The sequence below is a fragment of the Micrococcus sp. MS-ASIII-49 genome, from assembly GCF_000946635.1.
Classification (GTDB): Bacteria; Actinomycetota; Actinomycetes; order Actinomycetales; family Micrococcaceae; genus Micrococcus; species Micrococcus luteus.
In genome coordinates this window covers 1-26,241 of sequence record NZ_JXSP01000116.1, presented here as the reverse complement: position 1 = coordinate 26,241, position 26,241 = coordinate 1, and the positions used below count along the sequence as shown (strand labels likewise).

Genomic DNA, 26,241 nt, shown 5'->3' with positions numbered 1-26,241 from the left:
TCGACGACGCCGCCGCCCGCCTGCCGCTGGAACGCGTGGCGCGCGTGGTCGGCGTGGCCGGCTCGGTGACCACCGTGACCGCCGAGGCCCTCGGGCTCAGCACGTACGAGCCCGAGGCCATCCACGGTGCGCGCCTGCCGATCGCCGAGTTCCGCGCGGCGGCGGAGGGCCTCGTGGCGGCGACCCGGGCCGAACGCGCCGAGCGGGGGTTCATGCACCCGGGACGGGTGGACGTGATCGGCGCGGGCGCGCTGCTGTGGAGCACCGTCCTGGAGCGGGTGGCCGAGGTCGCGGGCGTCACCGAGGCCTGGGCGAGCGAGCACGACATCCTGGACGGGATCGTGCTCTCGCTGCGGTCCTGACCACGACGGCGGAGAGTGGAGGGGCCGGGCCCGTGCGTGCGTAGACTGGCGGTATGTCTCTCACCCCTGAACTGTCTCCCAAGCCGCGCCTGCTGATCGTCGGCGGCGGCTACGCCGGGTTCCATGTCGCCCGCGAGCTGCAGAAGAAGGTCGCCGAGCGCGGCGGCGTCGTGACCGTCGTCGACCCCCGACCGTACATGACGTACTACCCGTTCCTGCCCGAGGTCGTGGGCGGCCACATCGAGGGCCGCCACGTGAACGTGGACCTGCAGACGCACCTCAAGGACGCCGAGGTCGTCCGCGGCGCCGTCGTGTCCGTGGACCACGCCGGCCGCACCGCCGTGGTGCGCGGCGAGGGCGGCGACGAGTTCGAGATCCCGTACCAGGACATCGTGATGACCGCGGGCGCCGTGACCCGCGTGTTCCCGATCCCGGGTCTGGGCGAGCAGGGCATCGGTCTGCGCTCGGTCGAGGAGGCCGTCCAGCTGCGCAACCAGATCCTGGAGCGCCTGGACGCCGGTTCCCTGATGACGGACGCCGAGGAGCGCAAGCGTGCCCTGACCTTCGTGGTGGTGGGCGGCGGCTTCGCCGGGATCGAGGCCATCGCGGAGATGGAGAACCTCATCCGCAACGCCGTGGAGCGCAACGAGCGCCTCTCCCAGTCGGAGATCCGGATCGTCCTCGTCGAGGCCATGGGCCGCATCATGCCCGAGGTCTCCGAGGAGCAGGCCCAGGGCGTGGTGGAGCACCTGAAGGACCGCGGCATCGAGGTCCTGCTCAACACCTCGCTGGGCGACGCCACGGACGGCGTCATGAAGCTCGTGGCCATGCCCTCCAAGGAGGAGGCGGAGACCTTCGCGGCGGACACCCTCGTGTGGTGCGCCGGCGTGGTGGCCAACTCCGTGGTCAAGAGCACCGACTTCCCGGTGGACGACCGCGGCCGCGTGGAGGCCACCCCCACCCTGCAGATCAAGGACGGCGAGGCCGGCGCGCTCGAGGGTGCGTGGGCCTGCGGCGACGTCTCCGCCGTGCCGGACCTGACCGGGGCCGGCCCGGGCGGCTTCTGCGTCCCGAACGCCCAGCACGCCATCCGTCAGGCCAAGCGTCTGGCCGCCAACTACATGGCCGTGCGCCACGGCGAGGGCGAGGTGCAGGAGTACGTGCACAAGTCCCTGGGCACCGTGGCGGGGCTGGGCTTCGGCCGCGGCGTGGGCAACCCGCTGGGCACCAAGATCGCCGGCATCCCGGCGTTCCTGGCCCACCGCGGCTACCACGGCTACGCGATGCCCACCCTGGAGCGGAAGTTCCGCATCCTGTCCGGCTGGGTCGCCGAGACCCTGTTCGGCCGCGACTCCACCTCGGTGGCGGGCCTGGACACCCCGTTCAACCCGTTCCGCCGCGCCGCGGGCGTCGAGCTCGAGCCCGGCCGCTTCGAGCGGCAGCGGGCCCTCGAGTCCTCGAAGGGCTGATCCCGCAGCCAGCGGGCCGCCGGCCCCGTCCGAGCGCATCGGACGGGGCCGGCGTCGTCCGCACCCGGGCCCGCGTCCACGGGCCCGCCACGCCCCCGTGGCCCAACTGGCAGAGGCGGCCGACTTAAAATCGGCGTGTTGCGGGTTCGAGTCCCGCCGGGGGCACCACGCGTCTCCCGCGCTCCCCACTTCTGCGCCCACCGTGAACAGCCCGTGAACCGGCGCGGTTCCACGCTCCGGCCCCGCGCGCGGACGCAGACATCCCGATAGGATCGTGCTGAACCCCGGGGCACGAGCGCTGCTCACTGCGGCGGCGTGCGACCGGGCCGACTCGACCCGAAGGAGTGAGCCGTGGCGAATCCGGTCATGAACTCTCAGAACTTCCAGCAGCAGATGCAGGGCGGCGGACAGGCGCAGCCCGGTTGGTACCAGGGCGGGCAGCAGTCCGCGCAGTCCCCGTACGGCCAGCAGCAGAGCCCGTACGGCCAGGCCCAGGCGTTCGGCGCCGGCCAGGCGGCCCAGCAGTACGCGCACCAGCAGTCCATGGAGGACGCCTTCCGCGCGCCCTCCGCCGGCCCGGAGCAGACCGGCCGGATGACCTTCAACGACGTCGTCGGCAAGACCGGCCTGATGCTCGTGCTCGTCGTGGTGGCGGGCGCCGTGGGCTGGTTCTCGCCGGGCCTGATGATCATCGGCGCGATCGCCGGCCTCGTGCTGGGCCTGGTCAACGCGTTCAAGCGCGAGCCCTCGCCCGTGCTGATCATGGCCTACGCCGTGGCGCAGGGCCTGTTCCTGGGCGGCATCTCGGCGTTCTTCGAGGGCGCCTACCCGGGCATCGTGGTGCAGGCCGTGCTCGGCACCTTCTCCGTGTTCGCGGTGATGCTGGCGCTCTACACCTCGGGCAAGTTCCGCCCCACCCCGCGCATGACGAAGATCGTCATGGGCGCCATGATCGGCTACCTCGTCTTCATGCTCGTCAACCTGGTCCTCACCTGGACCGGCATCGGCAACATGCGTGAGGGCGGCCTGGGCCTGATCATCGGCGCGATCGCCGTGCTGCTCGCCGCGTACTCGCTGACGATGGACTTCGAGATGGCCGCCGTGGGCGTGAAGAACGGCGCCCCGCAGAAGTACTCCTGGTCCGTGGCCTTCGGCCTGACCGTGACCCTGATCTGGCTGTACATCGAGATCCTGCGGATCGTCGCCATCCTGCGCGGCAACGACTGACCGGCGCCCCGTCCCCGCACGGAGACCCGCACCGCCGCCCCGGTCCTGCACAGGGCCGGGGCGGTCTGCGTCCGCGAGGGCGTAGATTGAGGGGGTCCCTCGCCGCCACTCAGGAGGTCCCGTGACCGAGACCAGCGACCTGCCCGCCTTCGGGGCTCCGGACGCCACCGGCACCCAGCACCGCCTGCACCGCGGGTCCGCGGAGGCCGTCGTCGTCGGCCTGGCCGGTGCCCTGCGCAGGTACCGCGTGTCCGGCGTGGACCTCACCGAGCCGTACGGCCCGGACGTGGTCCCGCCCGCCGCCAACGGCATCCAGATGAGCCCCTGGCCGAACCGCGTCGCCGGCGCCCGCTGGATCCTGGACGGCGTCGAGCAGCGCCTGGACGTCACCGAACCCGCGCGCGGCCACGCCAGCCACGGCCTGCTGCGCAACACCCACTTCGTCACCGAGACGTTCTCCGCCCACGCGGTGACCCTGCGCGGTGAGATCCACCCCCAGCACGGCTGGCCGTTCCGGCTCACCCACCGCGTCACCTACGAGCTCGAGGCGGACGGCGGTCTCACCGTCACCGCCGAGGTGCAGAACCACACGGACGCCACCGTGCCTGTGGCGGTCGGCGCCCACCCGTTCCTGCGGATCGGGGACGTCCCGACGGCGGAGCTGAGCCTGCGTGTGCCCGCGGACGCCTGGATCCGCACGGGGGAGGACCTCATCCCCGTGGAGACCCTGCCGGTGGACGGCACGGACCTGGACTTCCGCCGCGGCCGGGCCGTGGGCGAGGACGCCCTGGACGTGTGCCTCACCGGCCTGACGCCGGACGCCGACGGCCGGCACCGCCAGACTCTGCTCGCCGGGGACGGCCGGGCCGTGACCCTGTGGTCCGACCACGCGTTCGCCTACACTCACGTCTTCGTCACGGACCGGCTGCCCGGCCGTGACACGGCGCTCGCGGTGGAGCCGCTCACCGCTCCCGCGGACGCCCTGAACTCGGGGGAGGGCCTGCACCGGCTCGCCCCGCACGCCCGCTGGAGCGTCCAGTGGGGTCTGACCCCCCATGTCCCCGACCACCCACACGAGGAGGATCGCGCGTGAGCTCGACCCTGGCGGCCCAGACCAAGATCAACAAGGACGTGCCCTACGGGCTGACGGTGGCCGCGGCCTGGTCCTGGCGGCTGGTGGCCGTCGTCATCGGCATCGGCGTCGTGGTGTACCTGCTGGGCTTCGTGAGCCTCGTGGTGATCCCGATCCTCGTGGCCGCGCTGCTGGCCACCCTGCTGGCCCCGGTGTTCCAGGCGATGCGGCGCATCAAGGTGCCGGGCGTCGCGGCCGCCCTGCTGTGCGTGCTGTTGCTGGTCGTCGTCGTGGCGGGCCTCATGGGGCTCGCCGGTCAGCAGATCGTCCAGGGCTTCGCCCAACTGGGCGACCAGCTGGGCCAGGCCGTCGACGACGCGATCGCCTGGCTGGCCGGCGTGGGCGTGGAGATCCCCCGTTCCGGTGCCGAGCTGGAGGGCCTGTGGCAGACGCTGCGGGACAACTCCGCCACGCTCATGAACAGCGCCGTCTCGTTCGGCTCCACGGCCGTCAACATCGGTGCGGGCCTGTTCATCGCCCTGTTCTCCCTGATCTTCTTCCTCTACGACGGCGACCGCATCTGGCGCTTCCTGCTGATCTTCGTGCCGAAGGCGCACCGGGCCACCGTGGGCCGCGCGGGCCGCTCGGGCTGGCAGTCGCTCGGCTCCTACGTGCGGGTCCAGATCTTCGTGGCGTTCATCGACGCCGTCGGCATCGGCATCGGTGCCCTGATCCTGGGCGTGCCGCTGGCCATCCCGTTGGCCGTGCTCGTGTTCCTGGCCTCGTTCATCCCGATGATCGGCGCCACCCTGACCGGCGCGATGGCGGTGCTCCTGGCACTGATGTCCAACGGCCTGGTCAACGCGCTGCTCATGCTGGGCGTGGTGCTGCTCGTGCAGCAGATCGAGTCGAACGTCCTGCAGCCGCTCGTGATGGGCAAGGCCGTCGCGCTGCACCCGCTGGCCGTGTTCCTGGCCGTCGCCGCCGGGTCCACCGTCTTCGGGCTGGCGGGCGCCGTGTTCGCCGTGCCGGTGCTGGCCTTCGTGAACAGCTTCGTCCGCGCCCTCACCGCGGACGTGCCGGAGGAGCTCACGGAGCGGACGGACCACGCCCTCGAACCGGGCGGCGCGGAGGACGAGGCGGCCGGCTCCCACCGGTACCGCCCCTCGACGCACGAGGACGCCGCCCTCGCCTCCGAGGCCGACGCGGGCACCCGGCACGGGGACGACGCCTGATGGGCGCGGCGCAGGCCACGGACACCCCGGACCGGACCGTCCCGACGCCGTCGCCCCGGTGGGTGCGGCCCGCCGGCGGCCCACCGGCCCCGGCGGAGCTGCCCGTCACCCTCGAGGAGATCGAGCGGGCGCGCGCGACGCTGCGCGGGATCGCCGAGCTCTCCCCGCTGCAGCACTCCCGGGCGCTCTCCCGTGCCGTGGGCACGGACGTGCACCTGAAGTGCGAGAACCTGCAGCGGGCCGGCTCGTTCAAGGTCCGCGGCGCCTACGTGCGGATGGCGCAGCTGAGCGAGGAGGAACGCGGCCGCGGCGTCGTGGCCGCCTCGGCAGGCAACCACGCCCAGGGCGTCGCCCTCGCGGCCGCCAAGCTCGGCATCCGCGCCCGCATCTTCATGCCGCACGGCGTGGCCCTGCCCAAGCTGCAGGCCACCCGGGACCACGGCGCCGAGGTCGTCCTGCACGGCTCCACCGTGGACGAGTCCCTCGCCGAGGCGCAGCGGTGGGCCACGGAGACCGGTGCCGTGTTCATCCCGCCGTTCGACGACCCGGCCGTCATCGCGGGCCAGGGCACCGTCGGCCTCGAGATCCTCGACGTGCTGCCGGACGTGGACACCGTGATCATGGGCATCGGCGGCGGGGGGCTCATCGCCGGCACGGCCGTGGCCCTCAAGGAGGCCGCCCGGCGTCGTGGGCGCACGGTGCGCGTCATCGGCGTGCAGGCGGCCACCGCCGCCGCGTTCCCCGGCTCCCTCGAGGAGGGCCGCGTCCAGGTGCTGGAGAGCGTGTCCACCATCGCGGACGGCATCGCCGTCGGCAGGCCCGGGGCCCTGCCGCTGCGGATCGCCGCCGAGCTGGTGGACGCCGTCGTGACCGTCACGGACGACGAGATCGCCGCGGCCCTCGTCCACCTCCTCGAGCGCTCCAAGCTCGTGGTGGAACCGGCGGGCGCCGTCGGGGTGGCCGCCCTGCTGGCGGGCCGCACGGCGGACCTGGGCTTCGAGCTCGGCACCACCGCCGTGATCCTCTCCGGCGGGAACATCGATCCGATGCTCATGCTGAAGTCCATCCAGGCCGGACTGTCGGCCGCGGGGCGCTACATGACCGTGCGTATCCCGCTGCGGGACCGCCCGGGCGAGCTGGCCACGATCTCACGGATCATCGCGGACACGGACGCCAACGTGGTGCGCGTGGACCACACCCGCGTCGGCCCGGAGCTGTCCATGGGCGGCGCGCACATCACGATCGACATGGAGACCCGCGGCGCCGAGCACTCCGCCCAGGTCCTGGAGGCGCTGCGCGCGGCCGGCTACAGCCCGGCCCCGCTGCCCTGACCGGGCCGGCTCAGGCCGCGGAGCCGGCGGCGGCCGCGGTGACGGTGCCACAGGTCCCGCCCACCGCGCGGCGCACGGCCTGGACCAGGAGGTCCTCGCGCGTCAGCGCCTCGATGCGGCGGACCATCTCGCGGCGGTCGTAGCGCTCGTGGGCGCCCGGCAGCAGGCGTCGGGCGAGGTTGAGGTGCTGCAGCACGCCGAGCAGGAGCACGTCCTCGTCGGAGGGCTCGGCCTCGTCCAGGACCACGGCGGTCAGGTGCGCCAGCAGCTCGGTGCGCTCGGTGCCCCGGGGGACGTGCCGGGTGGCCAGGAAGGCCTTGCGCTCGGTGAGGCGGCCGGTCTCGGTCAGATGGGCGACGACGGCCTTGCGCAGATCCGGCTTGCCGGCCGCCACAGTGGACACGAGCGGTCGGCCGGCCAGGGCGTCGACCTGTCCGAGGGAGGAGTCCAGGACGGGGTCGCCGGTGGTGCCGGCCGCGGTCACGAGCACGCGGGCCCGGTCCACGGGGACGTCCTCGAGGGTCACGATCCCGGCGGAGCGGTGGTCGGCCAGCGCGGCGGCCGCAAGGGCCACGCGGTGGTGGGAGGGGCTCTCGGAGAGCCCGTCCTCGCGGGTGAGCAGCAGGTGCGCCTTCTCGACGGTCAGCATGGGGCCAGAGTAGCAACGGGGGCGCGGTGGGACCCGGGACGGACGACGGCCGCGGCCCCTGGAGGGGACCGCGGCCGTCGTCGGAGCCGGGGTCGGTCAGCCGGAGTAGGGCTGGACGTCCTTGACCTCGACCTTGATGTCCTTGCCGTTCGGGGCGGTGTAGGAGACCTTGTCGCCCTTCTTGGCGCCGTTGATGGCCTCACCGAGCGGGGAGCGCTCGGAGTAGACCTCGAGCGACTCGTCGTCCGCGGCGATCTCGCGGTTGCCGAAGAGGAACGTCATCTCGTCGCCGGCGACGACGGCGGTCACCACGGTGCCCGGGTGCACGGCGCCGTCGTTCTCGGCGGCCTCGCCGACGCGGGCGGTCTCGAGCAGGTGCTTCAGCTCGGCGATGCGGCCCTCGTTCTTGGACTGCTCCTCGCGGGCGGCGTGGTAGCCGCCGTTCTCCTTGAGGTCGCCCTCATCGCGCGCGGCCTCGATGCGCTCGATGATCTCCTGGCGGCCGGGGCCGGAGATGTGCTCGAGCTCCTTGGAGAGGCGGTCGTACGCCTCCTGGGTCAGCCACGGGGCGTCGGACTGGCTGGTGGTCATGCTCTGTTCCGCCTTTCTGTCTCGGGTGATGCGGAGTCCGGGGCGCGGCGCACCGCATCCGGTGCGCGATCCGCGTCCGGCGGACGCGCCCGCATGCGAAAGACCCCGCCGATCAGGAGGACGCGCGTGACCCGAGGGCTCCGTGCGACGCCTGCCTGACTCACCGGCGGGGCGGGAATGCTCCGACGAGTCTATCCGGGCGGCGTGCGTCACACCAAAGGCGGCCGCTACGCCGAGGGCGGAGCGGGCCGGGAGGGCTCAGACCTTGCGGCAGGTCTCGACGACGCCGGAGTCGCCCCGCACCACGGTGCGCACGTCCACGGTGTAGCGCTGCTGCGCGTCCGAGGGGGAGTCCCGCCGGTCGGCCGGCAGGGTCTCCAGGCGGACGGTGCGGAAGCCGACGGGGGCGGCGTGGGAGTCGGTGACGAGCACATCGCACTCGGCCTGCACGCCCTCCGGGACGGAGGCCTGGAAGGTGACGGTGGCGTGGCCGTCGTCCTCGATGGTGAAGCCGACGTCCTTGTACTCGATGGCGCCCACGGACATGTTCAGGCCGATCCACACGGACAGCAGCACGGCCACGACCAGCCCGAGCCCGCCGAGGCCCGCCCACAGCCGACGACGGCCCGGACGCGTGTGGTTCGTGCCGTACCGGTTGGCTAATGTGGGGTCCTGCGCGCGGACCGCGGGGGCGTGGTGAGACATCCCCTCCACCTTAGCCGCTGCCCGCCGCCGGAGGCCGATGACGACGTCGGCCTGGACCCCTCACGCCGCCGCCCCCGCGGCGGCCCCGCCATCCGGACAGGAGTGTGCGATCCACGTGACCGATCAGACCCCCCAGGCCCAGCCGGCCGCAGGCACCGCCCTGCCGCCCTCCACCGGGCTGCGTCTCATGGCGGTGCACGCCCACCCGGACGACGAGTCCTCGAAGGGGGCCGGCACCATGGCCGCCTACGCGGCGGCCGGGGCCGAGGTCATGGTCGTCACGTGCACCGGCGGCGAGGCCGGCACCCTGCTCAACCCGTCGTTCGGGGACACCACCCGGGCGGACCGGGACATCGCGGCCGTGCGCCGCGAGGAGATGGCGGAGGCCGCGGGCATCCTCGGCATCCGGCACGCCTGGCTCGGCTTCCTCGACTCGGGCCTGCCCGAGGGGGATCCGCTGCCGGCCCTCCCGGCGAACTGCTTCGCCGAGGTCCCGCTCCGGGATGCGGCGGCCCCGCTGATCTCGCTCGTGCGCCGGTTCCGCCCGCACGTGCTCATCTCCTACGACGAGGTCGGCGGCTACCCGCACCCGGACCACCTGCAGGCCCACGCCGTGACGATGGAGGCCTACCGGGCCGCCGGCCTCGCGGACGAGTACCCCGAGGCCGGGCCCGCGTGGGAGGTCTCGAAGGTCTACTACGACTGCGGGTTCAACCCGCGGAAGTTCCGCACGATGGCCGCGGTGGCCGAGGCCGACGGCGAGGACGTGCCGTTCGCCCGACGCCTGATGATGTTCGATGCGATGGACGCGATGCGCGAGGTGCTGCGCCGCCGTGAAGCCGGGGAGGACGTGCCCGACCCGGAGGTCATCCCGCCGTGGGTCACCGCGGACCACGACGTCACCACGCAGGTGGACGTCACCGGCTTCCTCGACGAGCGCGACGCCGCCCTGCGGGCGCACCGCACGCAGATCGACCCCGACGGCATGTTCTTCGACGCGCCCCACGACCTGCAGCGGCGCGCCTGGCCGTGGGAGGACTTCGCGCTGATCGACTCGCGCGTGCCCTCCGAGCTGCCGGAGCACGACCTCTTCGCCGGCCTGCGCTGAGCCGCCCCGGCTCGGGCCGAGCGGCCGGGGCCGGTAGAGTGGGGCGGCGTGACACCCCTGTCTGGCCTTCCCCTCGTCCTCACCGCGCTCGCGGCCGCGAGCCCCGCGCCGGTGCCCGCCGTCCCGGAGCCGACGCTGCGCCCCGGGCTCGAGGAGGCGGAGGTCACCCCCGGCATCGAGGGGTTCCTGTTCACCGCGCTCATGGTGGTCATGGCGATCATCGTCCTCCGCGTCATGGTCCGCTCGGTGCGCCGCGTCCAGCAGCGTTCCCCGGAGGCCGAGGCCATGCTCGTGGAGCGCCATCAGCAGCACCTGCCGGACGAGGTCCGCGCGGGCGGCGAGCACCTGGACGCGGACTCCGAGGACCGACTGCGCCGCCTGCAGGAGAAGTACCCCGGCTACCTCCAGGCGCCGGCCCCGGAACCCCAGGCCCCGGACACCGGACGCGACTGACCGCCGTCGGGCCCGCGCACGCCCGAGACTCGGCGCCGGAGACTCCACGCCCGAACCCTTGAGGCCCGCAGACGCGCCGCTACGGCATGACCGTAGCGGCGCGTCTGCGGGCCTCGGCGCTGCCCGGCGGGGCGCAGACCCCCGTCCCCGACACGCTCAGGTGACGACGAGCACCGCCCGGTAGATGGCGACGGCGTGGCACACGAAGCCGGCCACCGTGAAGGCGTGGAACAGCTCGTGGAAGCCGAACCACTCGCGGTGGATCGTGGGGGCCTGCAGCGCGTAGCAGACCGCGCCCGTGATGTACGCGACGCCGCCGGCCACGATCAGCCACCCCGCCGCCGCATCCGCGGCGAAGAAGTCGCCCAGGTAGAGCAGCGCCGCCAGCCCGAGGGCCACGTACACCGGCGTGTAGAGCCAGCGCGGCGCGTCCGTCCACAGCACCCGGAACGCGACGCCGGCCACGGCCCCCACCCACGCCAGGGTGAGCAGCACCCGCGCCCGGTCCGGAGCCAGCAGGGCCAGGGAGAGCGGCGTGTAGGTGCCGGCGATGACCAACATGATGTTCGTGTGGTCCAGCCGCTTGAGGACACGGGAGACCACCTCGTTCCACTGCACCAGGTGGTACGTCGCCGAGACCGCGAACAGCAGCAGGCCCGTCACGGCGTAGACCGCGCTGGCCCACCGCAGCGTCGCGGTCGGCGCGAGCACGATGAGCACGATGCCGGCCGCCAGCGTCAGCGGCGCCATGACCGCGTGGATCCAACCGCGCAGTCGGGGCTTGTACAGCGGATGGTCGGGGTCGCGGATGCGCTCGATGCGCCAGCGCAGGCGACGGGCGGCGTCGGTCTCGCGGAGGGGTGTCACAGGGTCCATGCCTCCATTGTCGTCGGTCGGCCCGGGGCCGGGGCACGGGATGGTCGCTGTGTGCCGCGCGCGTATCCTGGAGGCTCGCAGGACCGTCCGAGAGGGGAGCGCGCCGTGGGTCGACCCGAGGCCTTCTACCGCCTGTACGAGCGGCGGCTGACGCGTGGCCTGGACCCGGAGCGCCTGCCTCGGCACATCGGCGTGCTGGTGGACGGCAACCGTCGCTGGGCCCGCGCGTTCGGGGCGTCCACGCAGCAGGGTCACCAGGCCGGCGCCGAGCGCATCCTCGACTTCATCGGCTGGTGCGACGAGGCCGGCATCCCCGTGGTCACGCTCTACATGCTCTCCACCGAGAACCTGCGGCGCCCGGCGGAGGAGCTCGCCCCGCTCCTGGAGATCATCCAGACGACGGCGGAGCGCCTCGCCCAGCCGGCCGAGGGCCGCGCCCCCGTGTGCGTGCAGCCGGTCGGCGCGGTGGACCTGCTCCCCGAGCCCATGGCGCGACGGCTCGCCGAGGTGGCCGAGCAGACCAAGGGCCACGACGGCGTGCACGTGAACGTGGCCGTGGGCTACGGGGGCCGCCAGGAGATCCTCGACGCCGTGCGCGAGCTGCTGCGGGACGAGCACGCCCTGGGCCACAGCGCGGCGGAGGTGGCCGAGTCCGTCACCGTCGAGCAGATCGCGGACCGGCTCTACACGCGCGGCCAGCCGGACCCGGACCTGGTCATCCGCACGTCCGGGGAGCAGCGGCTCTCCGGGTTCCTGCTCTGGCAGTCCGCCTACTCGGAGTTCTACTTCTGCGAGGCCATGTGGCCCGCGTTCCGCAAGGTCGACTTCCTGCGCGCCCTGCGCGACTACGGCAGCCGTCAGCGCCGGTTCGGCACCTGACGGTCGGCGCGGCCCCACCACAGGCCCAGCAGCACCCCGACGACGGCCCCGGCCAGGTGGCCGGTCCACGAGATGCCGGGTGCCGGCAGCAGGCCGATCAGGCTCGAGCCCAGGTGCGTGAGCGCGACGAGCACGGAGACGACGACCGCCCCGATCCGCCGCACCGCGATCCCGTAGACGATCAGGAACGCGATCAGCACGTACACGATCCCGGAGGCGCCGATGTGCACGCCCGGGGTGCCGATCACCCAGGTCAGCAGGCCCGAGCCCAGCCAGGCGCAGACGAGCAGGGCCACCGGCCGACGCGAGACCAGGGCGGCCAGCGGACCGAGGACGAGCAGCGCCGTCGTGTTGCCGATCAGGTGGGCCCAGCCGGCGTGCAGCACGGGGGAGAACAGGACCCCGTCGAGGCCGTCGAGGCGTCGGGGGATCAGGCCCACGCCGGGGATGATCACCCGGCCGAGGAAGATCAGCACGACCTGCGCGACCCACATGGCCGCGATCAGCACGGCGGTGGGCGCGACGGCGCCCAGCAGGCGGCCGCCGGCGCGCTCGGCCAGGGTCGGGGCGGGGGCTGGGCCGCCCGGCAGATCGGGCAGGCCGGGGGACGGGCGGTGCATGCTCAAGGGCCCTCCTGGGGACGGGGAGCGGGCGGCCGTCGGGACGTCGGCGGCGCGTCTCCAGTGTAGGGAGCGCGGGACGCCGGGGCCGTGGCGGGGCCCGGACGGACCGTCACCGCGACTTCATCCCGGGTTCACCGTGCCGGGCCCCGGCGGACGACGCCGCTTCCTAGCGTGGCCCGTGGGCGGACCCCCGCCCGCACGGTTCACCGGCACAGGAGGCAGACATGGTGGCAGAGCTCGTGGAGCACGCGCAGACCCGGCAGGAGCCGTCGAGCCGGCCGGGCCAGGCGCGTGCCGAGGCGGGGGCGGCGGAGGCGACCGGCCTGCGGACCTACGTGGTGGACACGTCCGTGCTGCTCTCGGACCCGCGCGCCCTGCTGCACTTCGCCGAGCACGAGGTGGTCCTGCCGCTCGTGGTGGTCTCGGAGCTCGAGGCCAAGCGCGCCGACCCCGACCTCGGCTACTACGCGCGCACGGCCCTGCGCCTGCTCGACGACCTGCGCGGCGGCCACGGCGCGCTGGACCAGCCCGTGCCGATCACCCCCGAGGGCGGCACGCTGCGGATCGAACTGAACCACGTGTCCGTGGACGTGCTGCCCCTGGGCATCCGCGGCACGGACAACGACTCCCGCATCCTCGCCGTCGCGAAGGCGCTCGCGGACGAGGGCGCCACGGTCACGGTCGTGTCCAAGGACCTGCCGATGCGCGTGAAGGCGGCGGCCATGGGCCTCGCCGCGGACGAGTACCGCCACGAGCTCGTGCGTGACTCGGGCTGGCGCGGCACCGTCTCCCTCAGCGTGGCGCAGGAGCGGCTGGACGCCCTCTACGACGACGGCGCGGTCGACCTGGCCGGCGTCCCGCTGGGGACCCTGACCGGCACGGGCGTCGAGACCGGGCCGGAGGAGGCCCCGGCCGAGGCGGACCGCCTGCCGGTCAACACGGGGCTGGTGCTCACCGCGCCCCGGGGCTCCGCTCTGGCCCGGGTCGGCGAGGGCGGCCGAGCCTGCCTGGTGCGCGGGGACCGCGACGTGTTCGGCCTGCACGGCCGTTCCGCAGAGCAGCGGCTGGCCATCGAGCTGCTGACGGATCCGAGCGTGGGCATCGTCTCCCTCGGCGGCCGCGCGGGCACCGGCAAGTCCGCGCTGGCGCTGTGCGCGGGCCTCGACGCCGTGATGGAGCGCCGCGAGCACCGCAGGGTGGTCGTGTTCCGCCCGCTGTACGCCGTCGGCGGCCAGGACCTCGGCTACCTGCCCGGCTCCGAGGGCGACAAGATGGGCCCGTGGGCGCAGGCCGTGTTCGACACCCTGGGTGCGCTGGTCTCCCCGTCCGTGGTGGACGAGGTGGTGGACCGCGGGATGCTGGAGATCCTGCCGCTGACGCACATCCGCGGCCGCTCGCTGCACGATGCGTGGGTGATCGTGGACGAGGCGCAGTCGCTCGAGCGGAACGTGCTGCTCACGGTGCTGAGCCGGATGGGCCGCAACTCGAAGGTCGTGCTGACCCACGACGTCGCCCAGCGGGACAACCTGCGCGTGGGCCGGCACGACGGCATCGCGGCCGTGGTGGAGCGCCTCAAGGGCCACCCGCTGTTCGGACACGTGACGCTGACCCGTTCCGAGCGCTCCCCGATCGCCGCGCTGGTCACGGACCTGCTGGAGGAGGGCCGGGCCTGAGCCGGGCGGCGGGGTCGGTCATGAAAAAGGGGCCGCTGCCGAAGCAGCGGCCCCCGGCGGGGGTGCTCGGCCCCGCGGAGGGGGGGATGGGGGACCGAGGAAGCCCGCCACCATGGCCCCTTTGAAACGGGATTGAGGCCATGGGGTCTGTGTGAGCCCCGTACGTCCATGAGACGGCTGGAAGCTCGTGACTTCAGAGTAGACCCGTGCCCGGGGTCGTCGCAATGGGCGGCCCCGGTTGCGCTGTCGGCAGAACACCGGGTGGCCGGACCGTGAACGCGAGGTGGCCTGATCGCCTGTGGACGGCGGCCCGGCGGGTGCGCCGCCCGGCCTAGGCTGGGCGCATGAGCGGAGTGGGATGGGCGTGGACGCACGGCGCGCCGGCGACGGCGGTGCTGTGGACCCTGGGGCTGGCGTGGTTCGCGGTGTGCTCGGGCGTGCTCGTGCGCACGGACCTGCGGGAGCATCGGCTGTCGAACCGATGGACGCTGCGGCTGGCGCTGGGCGGGTTGGCGATGATGACCGGGGGAGCGCTGCTGGCGGGCCGGGGTGACCTGGCCCTCTGCAGCCTGCTGGGCGGTCTCGGCTACACCGTGGCGATGCTCGCGCTGCACGTGCTCAGCCGCGGCGGCCTCGGGATGGGGGACGTGAAGCTCGCCGGCGGCCTGGGCGTGTACACGGGGGTGCTCGGTCCGACGGCGGTGCTCGCCGCCGGGGTGGGCGCGATCCTGCTCGGCGGCGTCGTGGCGGGGCTGCTGGTCCTCGCGGGCCGGGCGACGGGGCGAACGGCGCTGCCGTTCGGGCCGGCGATGGTGGCGGCGGCCGCCGGAGTGCTGGTGCTGGCGTGAACGTCGAGCGGCCGCCCTCCGCACGGGAGGACGGCCGCTCGGCGTCGTGGCCCGGGAGGCGGCGTCGCGCCGCTCACCGAATCCGCCGGATCACTCCGGGTGGGTCATGGACATGGTGTCCAGGGCCTTGTCCAGCTGCTCCTCGGTGATCTCGCCGCGCTCGACGTAGCCGAGGTCCACGACGGCCTCGCGCACGGTCATCTTGTTCGCGACGGCGTGCTTGGCGATCTTGGCGGCGGCCTCGTAGCCGATCACCTTGTTCAGCGGGGTCACGATGGACGGCGAGGCGCCGGCGAGGAAGGCGCAGCGCTCCTCGTTGGCCTCGATGCCGTCGATCATCTTGTCCGCCATGACGCGCGTCGTGTTGGCCAGCAGGCGGATGGACTCGAGCAGGTTGGCGGCCATCACGGGGATGCCCACGTTGAGCTCGAACGCGCCGTTGGTGGAGGACAGGGCGACGGTGGTGTCGTTGCCGATCACCTGGGCGCACACCATGATCGCGGCCTCGCAGATCACGGGGTTGACCTTGCCCGGCATGATCGAGGAGCCCGGCTGCAGGTCCGGGATGGCGATCTCGCCGAGGCCGGTGTTCGGGCCGGAGCCCATCCAGCGCAGGTCGTTGTTGATCTTCATGAGCGAGAACGCGATGTTCCGCAGCTGGCCGGAGGCCTCCACGAGGCCGTCACGGTTGGCCTGGGCCTCGAAGTGGTTGCGGGCCTCGGTCAGCGGCAGACCGGTCTCCTCGGCGAGCAGCTCGATCACGCGGGCGGAGAAGCCCTTCGGGGTGTTGATGCCGGTGCCCACGGCGGTGCCGCCGAGCGGGACCTCGGCCACGCGCGGCAGCGCGGACTGGATGCGCTCGATGCCGTAGCGGACCTGCGCGGCGTAGCCGCCGAACTCCTGGCCCAGGGTCACCGGAGTGGCGTCCATGAGGTGGGTGCGGCCGGACTTCACGACGCCGGCGAAGGCCTCCGCCTTCTTCTCGAGGGAGACGGCCAGGTGGTCCAGCGCCGGGACGAGGTCGTTCACGAGGGCGGCGGTGACGGCCACGTGCACGGAGGTCGGGAACACGTCGTTCGAGGACTGGGAGGCGTTGACGTGGTCGTTGGGGTGCACCTCGTCCTCGGAGCCGGCCTCCTTCAGTGCGCGGGTGGCGAGGGTGGCGAGCACCTCGTTGGTGTTCATGTTGGAGGAGGTGCCGGAGCCGGTCTGGAACACGTCGATCGGGTACTGGTCGTCGTGGTCGCCGGCGATGACCTGGTCCGCGGCGGCGACGATGGCGTCCGCGCGCTCCTGCGAGATGATGCCCAGCTCGGCGTTCGCCTTGGCCGCGGCCTTCTTGACCTGCGCGAGGGCGTGGATGTGGGCGGGCTCGAGGCCCTTGCCGGAGATCGGGAAGTTCTCCACGGCGCGCTGGGTCTGTGCACGGTAGAGCGCGTTCACCGGCACCTTCACCTCGCCCATGGTGTCGTGCTCGATGCGGAACTGCTGATCGGTGTTCTCTGCGGTCATGGTCACATCCTAGGACGGCGTGGGCGCCCGGTGCCGCACCGGACGCCCGACGTCGTCAGACCGCCAGGTCGCCGTGCACGCGGCCCGGTCGCGCGGTGCCCTCGGACAGCGAGTAGGTGAGCCCGACGACGGCGGTGCGCCCGGACTCGACGGCCGCGCGGACGGACTGCGAGGTCTCCAGGAGGTGGTCGCAGGTCTGGTCCACGTGCTCGGCCACGAACTCGTCGACCTCCTCCAGCCCGCGGCGACGCCCGGCCAGCACGGACGGGATGATGCGCTCCACGAGGGGGCGCACGAAGCCGCGCGGCATGGTGCCGGAGATGTAGGACTCGACCGTCGCCGTGACGGCGCCGCACGAGTTGTGGCCCAGGACGATGACGAGCGGGATCTCCAGCACGTCCACGCCGTACTCGATGGAGCCCAGCACGGCGTCGTCGATCACGTGGCCGGCCGTGCGCACCACGAACACGTCGCCGAGGCCGAGGTCGAAGATGATCTCGGCCGCCAGGCGCGAGTCGGCGCAGCCGAAGATCACGGCGACCGGGGCCTGACCGGCGGTCAGGTCGCTGCGCCGCTCGGCGTTCTGGTTCGGGTGGCTCGGCTCGCCCGCCACGAAGCGGCGGTTGCCCTCGGCGAGGACCTCCCACGCCTCGGCGGGGGTCAGGTCGGAGGTGGGGACGACGACGTCGGGGGCCGGCGTCGTCTCGGGGCGGGTGTGGGGGGTCATCGGGTCTCCTTCGCGACGCCGTGCGCCAGGTCTTCGAGGACGGCCTGGTCGCCGGTGGTGGTCAGCACCACGGTGCTGCCGTCCACCTCCGCCACGAGCCGTCGCTCCGGCTTCTTCGGATCGGCGTGGAGGTCCCACGCGATCCCGTCGATCTCGATCGTCTCCGACGTCGGGACCTGGTCCACCCGCAGGCTCACCCAGGTGGGGTCGACGTCCTCGGCCTGCTGCAGGCCCGCGAACACCGTGTCCGTGACCACCCAGCCGACGTCCCACGTGGAGACGCCGTCCAGCTTCTGCAGGCGGGCGTAGTTGGCGTACCAGGACTCCGGTACCTCGGGCGCCAGGGCCGGCAGGTCGCCGTCGTCGTGGGGGATCGTGGCGGCCTCGGCGGCGACGTCGACGCGGTCCTCACGGGGCCGCTGCGGCGGCTCCGGGTTGAGCAGGAGGACCACGGCCACGATCGCCAGCAGAGCCGCCAGGGAGAGCACCATGGCCATCCACGGCTGCCGGGCCCGCTGCGCCTGCGTGGCGGTCAGGACGGGACGGGGGGCGGGGGCGTGGGGGTCGGCGGAGCTCACGGTCAGCATTGTGCCACCCACGGGAGGCCGCCCCCGTAGGATGAGGACCGGGGCAGAGCCGCCCTCACGCCCCGTCTCGTGCGGACGGAGCGCCGCGAGCAAGGATCGGAGCAGCGATGACCAGCGCGTCCTCGGAGAAGACCGGCTACGAGAATCACGTCCCGGACCGCAACCTGGCCATGGAGTTGGTGCGAGTGACCGAGGCGGCGGCCATCGCCGCGAGCCCCTGGGTGGGTTACGGGGACAAGAACAAGGCGGACGGCGCCGCGGTGGACGCGATGCGCGCGTTCATGGACACCGTGGCCATGGACGGCACCGTGGTGATCGGCGAGGGCGAGAAGGACGAGGCCCCCATGCTGTTCAACGGCGAGCAGGTCGGCGACGGCTCCGGCGCCGCCGTGGACGTGGCCGTGGACCCGATCGACGGCACCCGCCTGACCGCCATGGGCTACAACAACGCGCTCTCCGTCTTCGCGGTGGCCGAGCGCGGCACCATGTTCGACCCGTCGGCCGTGTTCTACATGGACAAGCTCGTGGTGGGCCCCGAGGCCGCCGACTTCGTGGATATGCGCCTGCCGGTGAAGCAGAACGTGAACCTCGTGGCCAAGGCCCTGGACAAGCCCGTCTCCCAGGTGACCGTGTGCGTGCTGGACCGTCCCCGCCACGAGGGCCTGGTCAAGGAGATCCGCCAGGCCGGCGCCCGCGTGAAGTTCATCCTGGACGGCGACGTCGCCGGCGCCATCGCCGCCGCCCGCCCGGGCACCGGCGTGGACATGATGATGGGCATCGGCGGCACCCCCGAGGGCATCGTCACCGCGTGCGCGATCAAGGCCACCGGCGGCATCATCCAGGGTCGCCTGGCCCCCACCGACGACGCCGAGAAGCAGAAGGCCCTCGACGCCGGCCTCGACCTCGACGCGGTGCTGACCACGAACGAGCTGGTCACCTCCGACCACTGCTACTTCGCGGCCACCGGCATCACCGACGGCGACCTGCTGCGTGGTGTGCGCTTCGCCGACGGCCGCGTGCACACGCAGTCCATCGTGATGCGCTCGTCGTCCGGCACGGTCCGCACCGTGGACGCCGAGCACGACGTGAAGAAGTGGTCCAAGTGGCTGGGGGACCGCGACGCCCGCTGAGCCCGCGGGCCGGTCTGCCGGGCTCAGCCCCGCGGCAGGCCGGCCACGTGCACCGTCGCCGGGGCGCCGGCCGCGGCGCGGACGGCCAGCGGGCCGGACGCCGTCTCCGCGGCGGGCAGGAACACGGCCTCGCCCGGGCCCAGCTCGATCTCCTGGCCTGCCAGGACCAGGCGCGCCGTGCCGCGGGTGACCACCGCGATCCCGGGCCCGTGCACGTCGAGCCCGTGGACAGCGTCGTCCTCGAGGGTGGCCTGGAGCAGCTCGAACTCCTCGAACGGCGGGCGGAAGGCCACCACGGAGTCGGCCACGCGCTCGGGCTCGGTGGAGGGCACCGGCAGCGCCTCGAAGGTGACCACGCGGCGCAGCTCGGGCACGTCCACGTGCTTCGGGGTGAGCCCGCCGCGCAGCACGTTGTCCGAGGCCGCCATGACCTCCACGCCCAGCCCGTGCAGGTACGCGTGCACGTTGCCGGCGGGCAGATGGATGGCCTGACCCGGGGCCAGGTCCACGCGGTTGAGCAGGATGGCCACCACCACGCCGGGGTCGTCCGGGTGGTGCTGGGCGGCCTCGAGGGCCGTGGCCAGCGAGGGGTCGCGCTCGGCCAGGTCCGGCGCGGCCCGCAGCACGTCCACGACCTGCGCCACGGCGCCGGGGGCGCCCCACACGGAGTCGGGGTCGAGGATCGAGGTGAACGCGTCCTCGAGGTCCCCGGCGGCGAGGGCCTGGCTGATCCGGGCGGCGGCGACGGCGACGGCGGACGTGTCCCCGTCCGCCCGCTCCGTGAGGGCGCGGGCCAGGGCCTCGAAGCTGTCCGAGGAGACCTCGGGGGAGCGGAAGCCGCACATCGCCGCGAAGGGGGTCAGCGCGAGCAGCATCTCCGGCTTGTGGTTCGCGTCCTTGTAGTTGCGCTGCGGGGCGTCGACCGGCACGCCGGCCGCCTCCTCCGCGGCGAAGCCCGCGCGGGCCTGCTCCAGGGTGGGGTGCGCCTGGATGGACAGCGGGGCGCCCGCGGCGAGCAGCTTCATGAGGAAGGGCAGACGGCCCTCCGGCGCGGCGGGCCCGAGGCAGCGCTCCGGGTCCGCGGCCACCACCTCGTCCAGGCCGACACGGGCGCCGTCCGCCACGACGGCGACGCACGGGGCGCCCGGATGGTCGCCCAGCCACAGCTCGGCCTCGGGGCGGCCGGTGGGCTCGCGTCCCTGCAGGTCGGCGAGGAGCGTGGGGGAGCCCCAGGCGTAGTCACGGATCACGGGCTTCAGGACGTGCATGCGCCCCAGCCTAGGTCAGCCCGTCGGCCCGCGCGCCGCGCCTCACGGGGCGGGGACGCACAGCCCGTTCGTCGAGGACGCGTGGTTCAGCACGTCCTCCTGGCCCAGGTCCTCGGCCGTCATCAGGTCCTCAGCGGTGAAGGGCTCGCCGTCGGTGCGGGTCGGCGGGGCCGGCCACGTGGCCGGGTCGTCCTCGTCGACGTCGGGGGCCTGCGTCTCCTGCGCGACGACGGCCAGCACGGTGAGCAGCGGCGTCGCCGAGACCCCGGTCGGCTCCGATCCGGCGGTCACGGACTTATCGGCCAGCATCTCGTCCACGCGGCGGTGGACGAGGTCGTAGTCGGGGTAGGTGGTGAAGTGGGTGCCCGTGTCGCCGAAGTCGGGCGGGCCGATGGTCAGCCGCCGCATCTTCTGGCCGCGCGAGCGCTCGGCGAGGTCCACGAACGTGCCGAGCTGGGACTGCGGCAGGTCGGTGGTCACGATCTGCTGGCCCGCCGCGAGGATCCCCTCGAAGCGGGTGAGCACGGTGGCAGGGCTGAACTGCTCCAGCATCGCCGCCTGCATGCACTGCTGCCGGCGGATGCGGGCGTAGTCGGTGGACCAGTGCCGGGAGCGGGCGAAGGCGAGCGCGTCGTCGCCGTTGAAGTGGTGGGTGCCCGGCTCCCACCAGATGTTGCCCCAGGCGCCGTCGGGTCGGACGCCGCGGTGCACCACATAGCCGCCGCTGACGACGTCCACCCCGCCCATGGCGTCGATCAGCTGGGCGAAGCCGCCCATGTCCATGAGGGCGTAGCCGGAGACGTCCAGGCCGAGGATGCCGCCGGCGGCGTCCTTCATGGCCTCGGCACCGGGGTGTTCGGCGTCCGGGTAGAGGTCTGCGTGGTGCTCCTCCACGTCCGTGTAGAGGGCGTTGAGGATGCACTCGTCGCCGCAGTCGAAGCCGTTGGGGTACACGTCCCACAGCGGGGAGCCCTCGACGAACGGCGCGTTCTGGAGGTTGCGGGGCAGGGAGAACATCACGATGGCGCCGGTGCGGGCGTCCACGGAGACCACGTGCATGGAGTCCGGGCGCAGCCCCTGGCGGCCCTCGCCGGCGTCCGCGCCCAGGACCAGGATGTTGTAGCGGCCCTCGGCCTCCGGGACGGCCGGCCCCTCCCGGAAGACCTCGCCGAGCGCGCCGCGGCTCGTGTTCGCGGCCCAGCCGCCGTAGAGCAGGGCGCCGCTGGTGAGCACGAGCGCGAGCGCGGCGACCGTCGCCGTGATCTTCCGCGCGCCGGGGGCGAGCAGGTGCAGCCGGATCAGCCGGAACGTGTCCACCCACAGCACCGCCCAGCCCACCGCCAACGCCGCCAGGACCACCGCCAGCCCGAGCAGCACGCCGTCCCGGGCCATGAGCGAGATCAGGCTCGCGCGGGAGACCAGCCACCACAGCAGCCCGAGGATCAGCACGGCCCACACGGTGACGGTGACCCGCAGCGCCACGCGGCCGAGCCGGCGGCTGCCGGCGACGAGCTGGGCGCCGCCGGGGACCAGCAGGGTCAGGGCGGTGAGGATCAGCGCCCGGCGGGTGCGCTCGGTGGGGGAGGCGACGCGCGGATCCCGGAGCGGGTCGGGCTGCGCGTGACCGGCGGGGACGGATCCGGTGGCGGGCGACATCAGCGGTCGGCGGCCATCCGCTCGCGCAGGCGGGTCCCCTTGGCCCGGGCCTGGGCGTTGAGCTCGTCGGCGTGCTCGGTTAGGGCGGCGCGCAGGCGGTCGCCCTCCGCGGTGTCGGCCGAGGCGAGGATGCGGGCGGCCAGCAGGCCGGCGTTGCGGGCGCCGTCGATGGAGACGGTGGCCACCGGCACACCGGCGGGCATCTGGACGATCGAGAGCAGGGAGTCCATCCCGTCCAGGCTCTTGAGCTTCACGGGCACGCCGATCACGGGCAGGGGGGTGACGGCGGCGAGCATCCCGGGCAGGTGCGCCGCGCCGCCCGCGCCGGCCACGATCACGCGGATGCCGCGCTCGTGCGCGCGGGCGCCGAACTCCACCATCTCGTGGGGCATGCGGTGCGCGGAGACCACGCCGACCTCGACGGGCACGTCGAGCTCGCGCAGGGCCTCGGCGGCCACGCTCATCACGGGCCAGTCGGAGTCGGAGCCCATCACGACGGAGACGACCGGGGCGTCGTCCTGCAGGGGCTGGGCGGGGGTCTGGGGCGTGGCGGTCATGGGCGGGCCTCCGTCTCGGTGCCGGTGGTGGGGGCGTCCTCGCGCAGCAGTACGGCGGCGGACTCGGCGGTCCGCACGGCCTCCTCGAGGCTGAGGCCGTGGTCCGCGACGACGTTGACGTGACCGACCTTGCGGCCCGGGCGCACGTCCTTGCCGTAGAGGTGGACCTTGGCCTGCGGGTGGGCGGCGAGGGCCGCGACGCTGCCGGCGTGCAGGTCCTCGCGGGCGCCGCCGAGGACGTTCTTCATCACGACGCCGGCCCCGCGGGGGGTCGTCTCGCCCAGCGGCAGGTCGAGCACGGCGCGGACGTGCTGCTCGAACTGGCCGGTGACGGCGCCGTCCATGGACCAGTGGCCGGAGTTGTGGGGGCGCATGGCCAGCTCGTTCACCTGGAAGCCCGGGCCGACCCCCGGCGTCTCGAACAGCTCGACCGCGAGCATGCCGGTGACGTCCAGCTCCTCGGCGAGGCGGACGGCCGCGGCGGTCGCGGCCGCGGCGACGGCCGGGTCGAGGTCCTGGGCCGGGGCGACCACGAGGTCGCACACGCCGGCCACCTGGACCGAGTCGACGACGGGGTAGACGGCCACCTCACCGGAGGGGGTGCGCGCCACCTGCGCGGAGAGCTCACGGGAGAAGGGGACGAGGGCCTCGGCCAGCAGCGGGGTGATGCCGGCGCCGAGCCACGCGGCCAGGGTGCCGTCCGCGGCGGAGGCGCGGGCGTCGTCGGCGTCGTCGAGCGTGAGCACGCCCTTGCCGTCGTAGCCGCCGCGGGCGGTCTTGAGGATCATCGGCCAGCCGTGCTCGTCGCCGAAGGCGAGGACGGCCTCGAGGTCATCGACCGGCGCCCACGCCGGGTTCGGCAGGCCCAGCCGCTCGACGGCGGCGCGCATGACCAGCTTGTCCTGGGCGTGCTGCAGCGCCTCGGGGCCGGGGCGCACGGCGACGCCGGCCTCCTGCAGGGCCCGCAGGTGCTCGGTGGGCACGTGCTCGTGGTCGAAGGTGACCACGTCCACCGTGGCCGCGAACGCACGCAGGTCCGCCAGGTCCGCGTGGTCGCCGACCACGTGGGGGGCGACCTGGGCCGCTGACGCGTCCGGGGCCTCCGCGAGCACGCGGAAGGGCACGCCGAGCTCCGCGGCGGCGCCCGCCATCATGCGGGCCAGCTGCCCGCCACCGATCACACCGAGTCGAGGGGAAGTCACCCGGACAGGGTAGTCGGACCGGCTGAGAACTCCGTCACGGAGGGGTGGCCGATGCCGGATCCGAGGAGGGCGCGCGCCGGGGGCGCGGCTACAGTGTTCCCCAGCCCTGCGCGGGTCCGCCCCGCGTGCACACCCCCGTCCCGAACCGAGGAGTCCACGCCCATGCTGTCCGATCTCTGGGGCCGCCTGACCGGGATGGTCTCCCTGCTGTGGCGGGAGGTGGCCAAGTTCGGCACCGTCGGTGCGGCCGCGTTCGTGGTGGACTCGCTCGTCTTCTGGTGGATGATGACCGGCCCGCTCGAGGGGTCCAACGTCAAGGCCAAGATCGTGGGCGGCGTCGTCGCCACCCTGTTCAGCTGGGTCGCCAACCGCTACTGGACGTTCCGGGACAAGCGCTCCTCGAACAAGACGCGCGAGCTCGTGATGTTCCTGATCATGAACGCGATCGGGCTGGGCATCCAGGCCGGCTGCGTGGCGATCGCGCAGTACCTGATGGGCGTGACCGACCCGACCGGCCTGTTCATCGCCGGCAACGTGATCGGCCTGTTCTTCGGCACCGTGTTCCGCTACTTCGCCTACCGGTTCTGGGTGTTCAAGGAGAAGCTGGACGTGGAGCCCGGCTTCGCCAACGACCTCGCGATCATCACCGGCCAGATGCCCGTGCTGCGCGAGGATCAGATGCCTCCGCACGGCCGGCACCGTACCCCCGACGCCGGGGTCTGAGCGCCCCGGCCTGACCCCGCCGCCCCGTCAGGGGCGCACGGTCACCGCCCGGCCCGCGTCCCACGCCTCCAGCGCGGCCCGCACTCCCGCCCACGTCAGGCGGGGGCGCGGGCCGTCGTCGTCCGGGGCGACGTCGGTCCCGGCCGGGATCGACGCGGGCCGCACGTGATCCACGGGGCCGGGCAGGGCATCCGGCTGGGCGCGGATCTCGGCGGCCACGTCCACGACGGCCGGATCGGTGGCCGGGCCGTCGAACTCGGGCTCGAGGCCGCGCGGCAGGGCCACGGCGAACACGGCCACGGACGGGTCCGGCCACGCCTCGGGCCGGTCCGTGAGGACGGCGGCGGGGGAGTCGCCCTCGAGGGCGGGCTCGGCCTCGGCGCAGAGCACCCCGAGGGCGAGGGCGTGGGAGAGCCAGTGGACGGGCAGGTCCAGGGCGACGGCGTCGCCCGCGCCGATGCCCTCGGCGCCGAGCAGGCCCGTGAACTTGGCGGCCCAGTTCACGGTCACGCGACCCGAGAGCTCGATGCGCTGGTCCACCGCGCCGGGCTCGTCCGGGGCCCCCGGCTCCTGGACGAGCGCGGGCCGCGGGGAGGAGGCGAGGCGGAGCACGAGGGGGCCGGTGGACCGGGGTGCGGAGAGGGAGACCATGGGCCCAGTGTGGCACCCGTTCGGTTTGACTCGGCATGAATCACACCGCTGTAATGAACCCGGGCCAACGGTCCCGCCAGGAGGGGCCCGCCGGCGTGCCCGGCACCCGCGCGGACCGCATGATCACCCGGCCCACAGCCGCCACGTCGATCCCGGGAAGAGGCGTCACACATGGAGCAGACCCAGCGAGTCGAGGACACGCACCGCGCCGATCCCGCGCCGGCGCCTCGTCCGCGGAGCGTTCCCAGCGACTGGTTCCTCGACCCCGCCGACCCGCAGGCCGGCGTCTCCGGCGCGAGCCTCGAGGACCAGGCGACCGCCTTCCTCACCGCCCACGACCTCGACGGCGAGACCGGCACCCCGGCCGCCACCGTCACCGCCCTCTTCCCCGGTGACGCGCGTCCGGTCGAGGCCGTGCCCGTCTCCCAGGACTGGGCCGCCATCCCGGGCGTGACCACCGAGCCCGTCGAAGGCGAGCTGGCCTGGCAGGCGGACGCCCTGTGCGCGCAGACGGACCCCGAGGCGTTCTTCCCGGAGAAGGGCGGCTCCACGCGGGACGCCAAACGCGTGTGCGAGGCCTGCACCGTCAAGGACGCGTGCCTGGAGTACGCCATGGCGAACGACGAGCGCTTCGGCATCTGGGGCGGGCTCTCCGAGCGCGAGCGTCGCCGCCTGCGCCGCGCCCGCGCCTGACGCACCGCGCTCATCCGCCGGGCGCGGTGCCCGGCGGGGACCGCCCGGTCCGGGCTCAGCCGCGGCCCCAGCTGGGGTCGAGCACCTGCGGGTCCACGCCCAGCGCGTCGGCGCAACGGCTCAGCGCCACCCCGTAGACGGCCCCCTCGAGGTCGGCCGGGTCGGCCGCGTCCCGCAGCGGCCGCTCGAACAGGGTGATCAGCACCCCGTCCCGGCCCTGCCGCTCGGCCCGCGCGAACAGCGCCTCCTCATCCCGTTCCCGGCCGGCGTGCAGCTCGCGCAGCCGTTCGTCGAGCCGGTCCGGGATGCGCTCCACCCGCGCGGTCACGTGCCGCAGCCCGGGCGCGTCCAGGGAGCCCAGCCGGTCCACCGCCTTCTCGACGGCGGTGAGCAGCGCCTCGCCCCGGCCCCGCTCCGAGCGTGCCCCGAACGGG

The 26,241-nt window shown here is 73.7% G+C and carries 27 protein-coding genes, 1 tRNA gene and 1 pseudogene; 15 read left to right on the top strand and 14 right to left on the bottom strand.

Annotated elements, in window-relative coordinates:
* The 7 genes and pseudogenes from SJ20_RS08690 to ilvA form a co-directional block, all read left to right on the top strand.
* Positions 1 to 362: pseudogene (locus SJ20_RS08690) on the top strand (DUF501 domain-containing protein); the annotation flags it as partial.
* 53 nt (positions 363 to 415) lie between these two features.
* Positions 416 to 1,831 (top strand): NAD(P)/FAD-dependent oxidoreductase, encoded by a 1,416-nt coding sequence (locus SJ20_RS08685; protein WP_036316342.1) that lies wholly within the window; start codon positions 416 to 418, stop codon positions 1,829 to 1,831.
* A gap of 91 nt (positions 1,832 to 1,922) precedes the next feature.
* Positions 1,923 to 1,999, top strand: a tRNA-Leu gene (locus tag SJ20_RS08680).
* Between the two features lie 183 nt (positions 2,000 to 2,182).
* Positions 2,183 to 3,058, top strand: coding sequence for a Bax inhibitor-1/YccA family protein (locus SJ20_RS08675; protein WP_036384970.1), 876 nt, complete (start codon positions 2,183 to 2,185; stop codon positions 3,056 to 3,058).
* 121 nt (positions 3,059 to 3,179) lie between these two features.
* Positions 3,180 to 4,151 carry an aldose 1-epimerase family protein gene (locus tag SJ20_RS08670; protein ID WP_044659630.1) on the top strand — a complete coding sequence of 324 codons (972 nt, stop codon included), beginning with the start codon at positions 3,180 to 3,182 and terminating at the stop codon, positions 4,149 to 4,151.
* The gene (locus SJ20_RS08665; protein ID WP_044659629.1) at positions 4,148 to 5,365 is read left to right on the top strand and encodes an AI-2E family transporter; all 1,218 of its coding nucleotides are present in this window, start codon (positions 4,148 to 4,150) and stop codon (positions 5,363 to 5,365) included. The genes SJ20_RS08670 and SJ20_RS08665 overlap by 4 nt, the downstream gene beginning before the upstream one ends.
* Positions 5,365 to 6,696 (top strand): threonine ammonia-lyase, encoded by a 1,332-nt coding sequence (gene ilvA, locus SJ20_RS08660; protein WP_044659628.1) that lies wholly within the window; start codon positions 5,365 to 5,367, stop codon positions 6,694 to 6,696. The genes SJ20_RS08665 and ilvA overlap by 1 nt, the downstream gene beginning before the upstream one ends.
* Before the next feature lie 10 nt (positions 6,697 to 6,706).
* On the opposite strand, the gene SJ20_RS08655 is transcribed toward ilvA, so the two are convergent.
* From SJ20_RS08655 to SJ20_RS08645, 3 genes are all read right to left on the bottom strand, one after another.
* Positions 6,707 to 7,345, bottom strand: a complete 639-nt coding sequence (locus SJ20_RS08655) for a GPP34 family phosphoprotein (protein ID WP_044659627.1) — start codon at positions 7,343 to 7,345, stop codon at positions 6,707 to 6,709.
* A 96-nt stretch (positions 7,346 to 7,441) separates the two neighbouring features.
* On the bottom strand, positions 7,442 to 7,936 hold the full coding sequence (greA, locus tag SJ20_RS08650) for a transcription elongation factor GreA (protein ID WP_002856531.1): 495 nt from the start codon (positions 7,934 to 7,936) through the stop codon (positions 7,442 to 7,444).
* 258 nt (positions 7,937 to 8,194) lie between these two features.
* The gene (locus SJ20_RS08645) at positions 8,195 to 8,641 is read right to left on the bottom strand and encodes a DUF4307 domain-containing protein (protein WP_044659626.1); all 447 of its coding nucleotides are present in this window, start codon (positions 8,639 to 8,641) and stop codon (positions 8,195 to 8,197) included.
* Positions 8,642 to 8,756: 115 nt separating this feature from the next.
* Here SJ20_RS08645 and mca point away from each other — a divergent pair, with 115 nt between their 5' ends.
* Complete coding sequence (mca, locus tag SJ20_RS08640) at positions 8,757 to 9,749, top strand: mycothiol conjugate amidase Mca (RefSeq protein ID WP_082067618.1); 993 nt, start codon at positions 8,757 to 8,759, stop codon at positions 9,747 to 9,749.
* Positions 9,750 to 9,797: 48 nt separating this feature from the next.
* Positions 9,798 to 10,202, top strand: a complete 405-nt coding sequence (locus SJ20_RS08635) for a hypothetical protein (RefSeq protein WP_036316330.1) — start codon at positions 9,798 to 9,800, stop codon at positions 10,200 to 10,202.
* Positions 10,203 to 10,358: 156 nt separating this feature from the next.
* Here the strand turns inward: SJ20_RS08635 and SJ20_RS08630 are convergent, their stop codons facing one another.
* Complete coding sequence (locus SJ20_RS08630; RefSeq protein WP_044659625.1) at positions 10,359 to 11,078, bottom strand: hemolysin III family protein; 720 nt, start codon at positions 11,076 to 11,078, stop codon at positions 10,359 to 10,361.
* A 105-nt stretch (positions 11,079 to 11,183) separates the two neighbouring features.
* On the opposite strand from SJ20_RS08630, the gene SJ20_RS08625 reads away from it, so the two are divergent.
* Entirely contained in the window at positions 11,184 to 11,957 is a 774-nt protein-coding gene (locus tag SJ20_RS08625) for an isoprenyl transferase (protein ID WP_041105013.1), read from the top strand.
* Here the strand turns inward: SJ20_RS08625 and SJ20_RS08620 are convergent.
* Positions 11,936 to 12,577 (bottom strand): rhomboid family intramembrane serine protease, encoded by a 642-nt coding sequence (locus tag SJ20_RS08620; protein ID WP_230297415.1) that lies wholly within the window; start codon positions 12,575 to 12,577, stop codon positions 11,936 to 11,938. The two genes, SJ20_RS08625 and SJ20_RS08620, sit on opposite strands and share 22 nt — an antisense overlap.
* A gap of 227 nt (positions 12,578 to 12,804) precedes the next feature.
* On the opposite strand from SJ20_RS08620, the gene SJ20_RS08615 reads away from it, so the two are divergent.
* Entirely contained in the window at positions 12,805 to 14,253 is a 1,449-nt protein-coding gene (locus SJ20_RS08615; RefSeq protein ID WP_044659623.1) for a PhoH family protein, read from the top strand.
* A 344-nt stretch (positions 14,254 to 14,597) separates the two neighbouring features.
* Positions 14,598 to 15,101, top strand: coding sequence for an A24 family peptidase (locus SJ20_RS08610; RefSeq protein WP_036316321.1), 504 nt, complete (start codon positions 14,598 to 14,600; stop codon positions 15,099 to 15,101).
* A 90-nt stretch (positions 15,102 to 15,191) separates the two neighbouring features.
* Here SJ20_RS08610 and SJ20_RS08605 read toward each other — a convergent pair whose 3' ends face one another.
* The 3 genes from SJ20_RS08605 to SJ20_RS08595 are packed head-to-tail and all read right to left on the bottom strand — an operon-like array spanning position 15,192 to position 17,927.
* Positions 15,192 to 16,613 (bottom strand): class II fumarate hydratase, encoded by a 1,422-nt coding sequence (locus SJ20_RS08605; protein ID WP_044659622.1) that lies wholly within the window; start codon positions 16,611 to 16,613, stop codon positions 15,192 to 15,194.
* 55 nt (positions 16,614 to 16,668) lie between these two features.
* Entirely contained in the window at positions 16,669 to 17,340 is a 672-nt protein-coding gene (locus SJ20_RS08600; RefSeq protein WP_002854504.1) for a carbonic anhydrase, read from the bottom strand.
* A complete protein-coding gene (locus SJ20_RS08595; RefSeq protein WP_002854501.1) occupies positions 17,337 to 17,927 on the bottom strand; it encodes a DUF4245 domain-containing protein in 591 nt (196 codons plus the stop codon). Before SJ20_RS08595 ends, SJ20_RS08600 begins: the two co-directional genes overlap by 4 nt.
* A gap of 107 nt (positions 17,928 to 18,034) precedes the next feature.
* Between SJ20_RS08595 and glpX the strand changes: the two genes are divergently transcribed.
* A complete protein-coding gene (gene glpX / locus SJ20_RS08590; protein ID WP_010079310.1) occupies positions 18,035 to 19,057 on the top strand; it encodes a class II fructose-bisphosphatase in 1,023 nt (340 codons plus the stop codon).
* 23 nt (positions 19,058 to 19,080) lie between these two features.
* Here glpX and manA read toward each other — a convergent pair whose 3' ends face one another.
* Genes manA through SJ20_RS08570 form a run of 4 tightly spaced genes read right to left on the bottom strand, consistent with a single transcriptional unit; the run spans position 19,081 to position 23,740 of the window.
* On the bottom strand, positions 19,081 to 20,325 hold the full coding sequence (gene manA / locus SJ20_RS08585; RefSeq protein WP_044659621.1) for a mannose-6-phosphate isomerase, class I: 1,245 nt from the start codon (positions 20,323 to 20,325) through the stop codon (positions 19,081 to 19,083).
* Positions 20,326 to 20,367: 42 nt separating this feature from the next.
* The gene (locus tag SJ20_RS08580) at positions 20,368 to 21,981 is read right to left on the bottom strand and encodes an LCP family protein (protein WP_044659620.1); all 1,614 of its coding nucleotides are present in this window, start codon (positions 21,979 to 21,981) and stop codon (positions 20,368 to 20,370) included.
* On the bottom strand, positions 21,981 to 22,538 hold the full coding sequence (gene purE / locus SJ20_RS08575; RefSeq protein ID WP_044659619.1) for a 5-(carboxyamino)imidazole ribonucleotide mutase: 558 nt from the start codon (positions 22,536 to 22,538) through the stop codon (positions 21,981 to 21,983). The genes SJ20_RS08580 and purE overlap by 1 nt, the downstream gene beginning before the upstream one ends.
* Positions 22,535 to 23,740 (bottom strand): 5-(carboxyamino)imidazole ribonucleotide synthase, encoded by a 1,206-nt coding sequence (locus tag SJ20_RS08570; RefSeq protein WP_044659618.1) that lies wholly within the window; start codon positions 23,738 to 23,740, stop codon positions 22,535 to 22,537. The genes purE and SJ20_RS08570 overlap by 4 nt, the downstream gene beginning before the upstream one ends.
* A gap of 162 nt (positions 23,741 to 23,902) precedes the next feature.
* On the opposite strand from SJ20_RS08570, the gene SJ20_RS08565 reads away from it, so the two are divergent.
* Entirely contained in the window at positions 23,903 to 24,463 is a 561-nt protein-coding gene (locus SJ20_RS08565) for a GtrA family protein (RefSeq protein ID WP_044659617.1), read from the top strand.
* Between the two features lie 27 nt (positions 24,464 to 24,490).
* On the opposite strand, the gene SJ20_RS08560 is transcribed toward SJ20_RS08565, so the two are convergent.
* Positions 24,491 to 25,114, bottom strand: coding sequence for a hypothetical protein (locus SJ20_RS08560; protein WP_044659616.1), 624 nt, complete (start codon positions 25,112 to 25,114; stop codon positions 24,491 to 24,493).
* A 171-nt stretch (positions 25,115 to 25,285) separates the two neighbouring features.
* On the opposite strand from SJ20_RS08560, the gene SJ20_RS11770 reads away from it, so the two are divergent.
* Positions 25,286 to 25,807 (top strand): WhiB family transcriptional regulator, encoded by a 522-nt coding sequence (locus SJ20_RS11770; RefSeq protein ID WP_065423800.1) that lies wholly within the window; start codon positions 25,286 to 25,288, stop codon positions 25,805 to 25,807.
* Between the two features lie 55 nt (positions 25,808 to 25,862).
* On the opposite strand, the gene SJ20_RS08550 is transcribed toward SJ20_RS11770, so the two are convergent.
* Positions 25,863 to 26,241: hypothetical protein (locus SJ20_RS08550; protein ID WP_044659615.1), on the bottom strand; the 379-nt coding region annotated here is incomplete at its 5' end.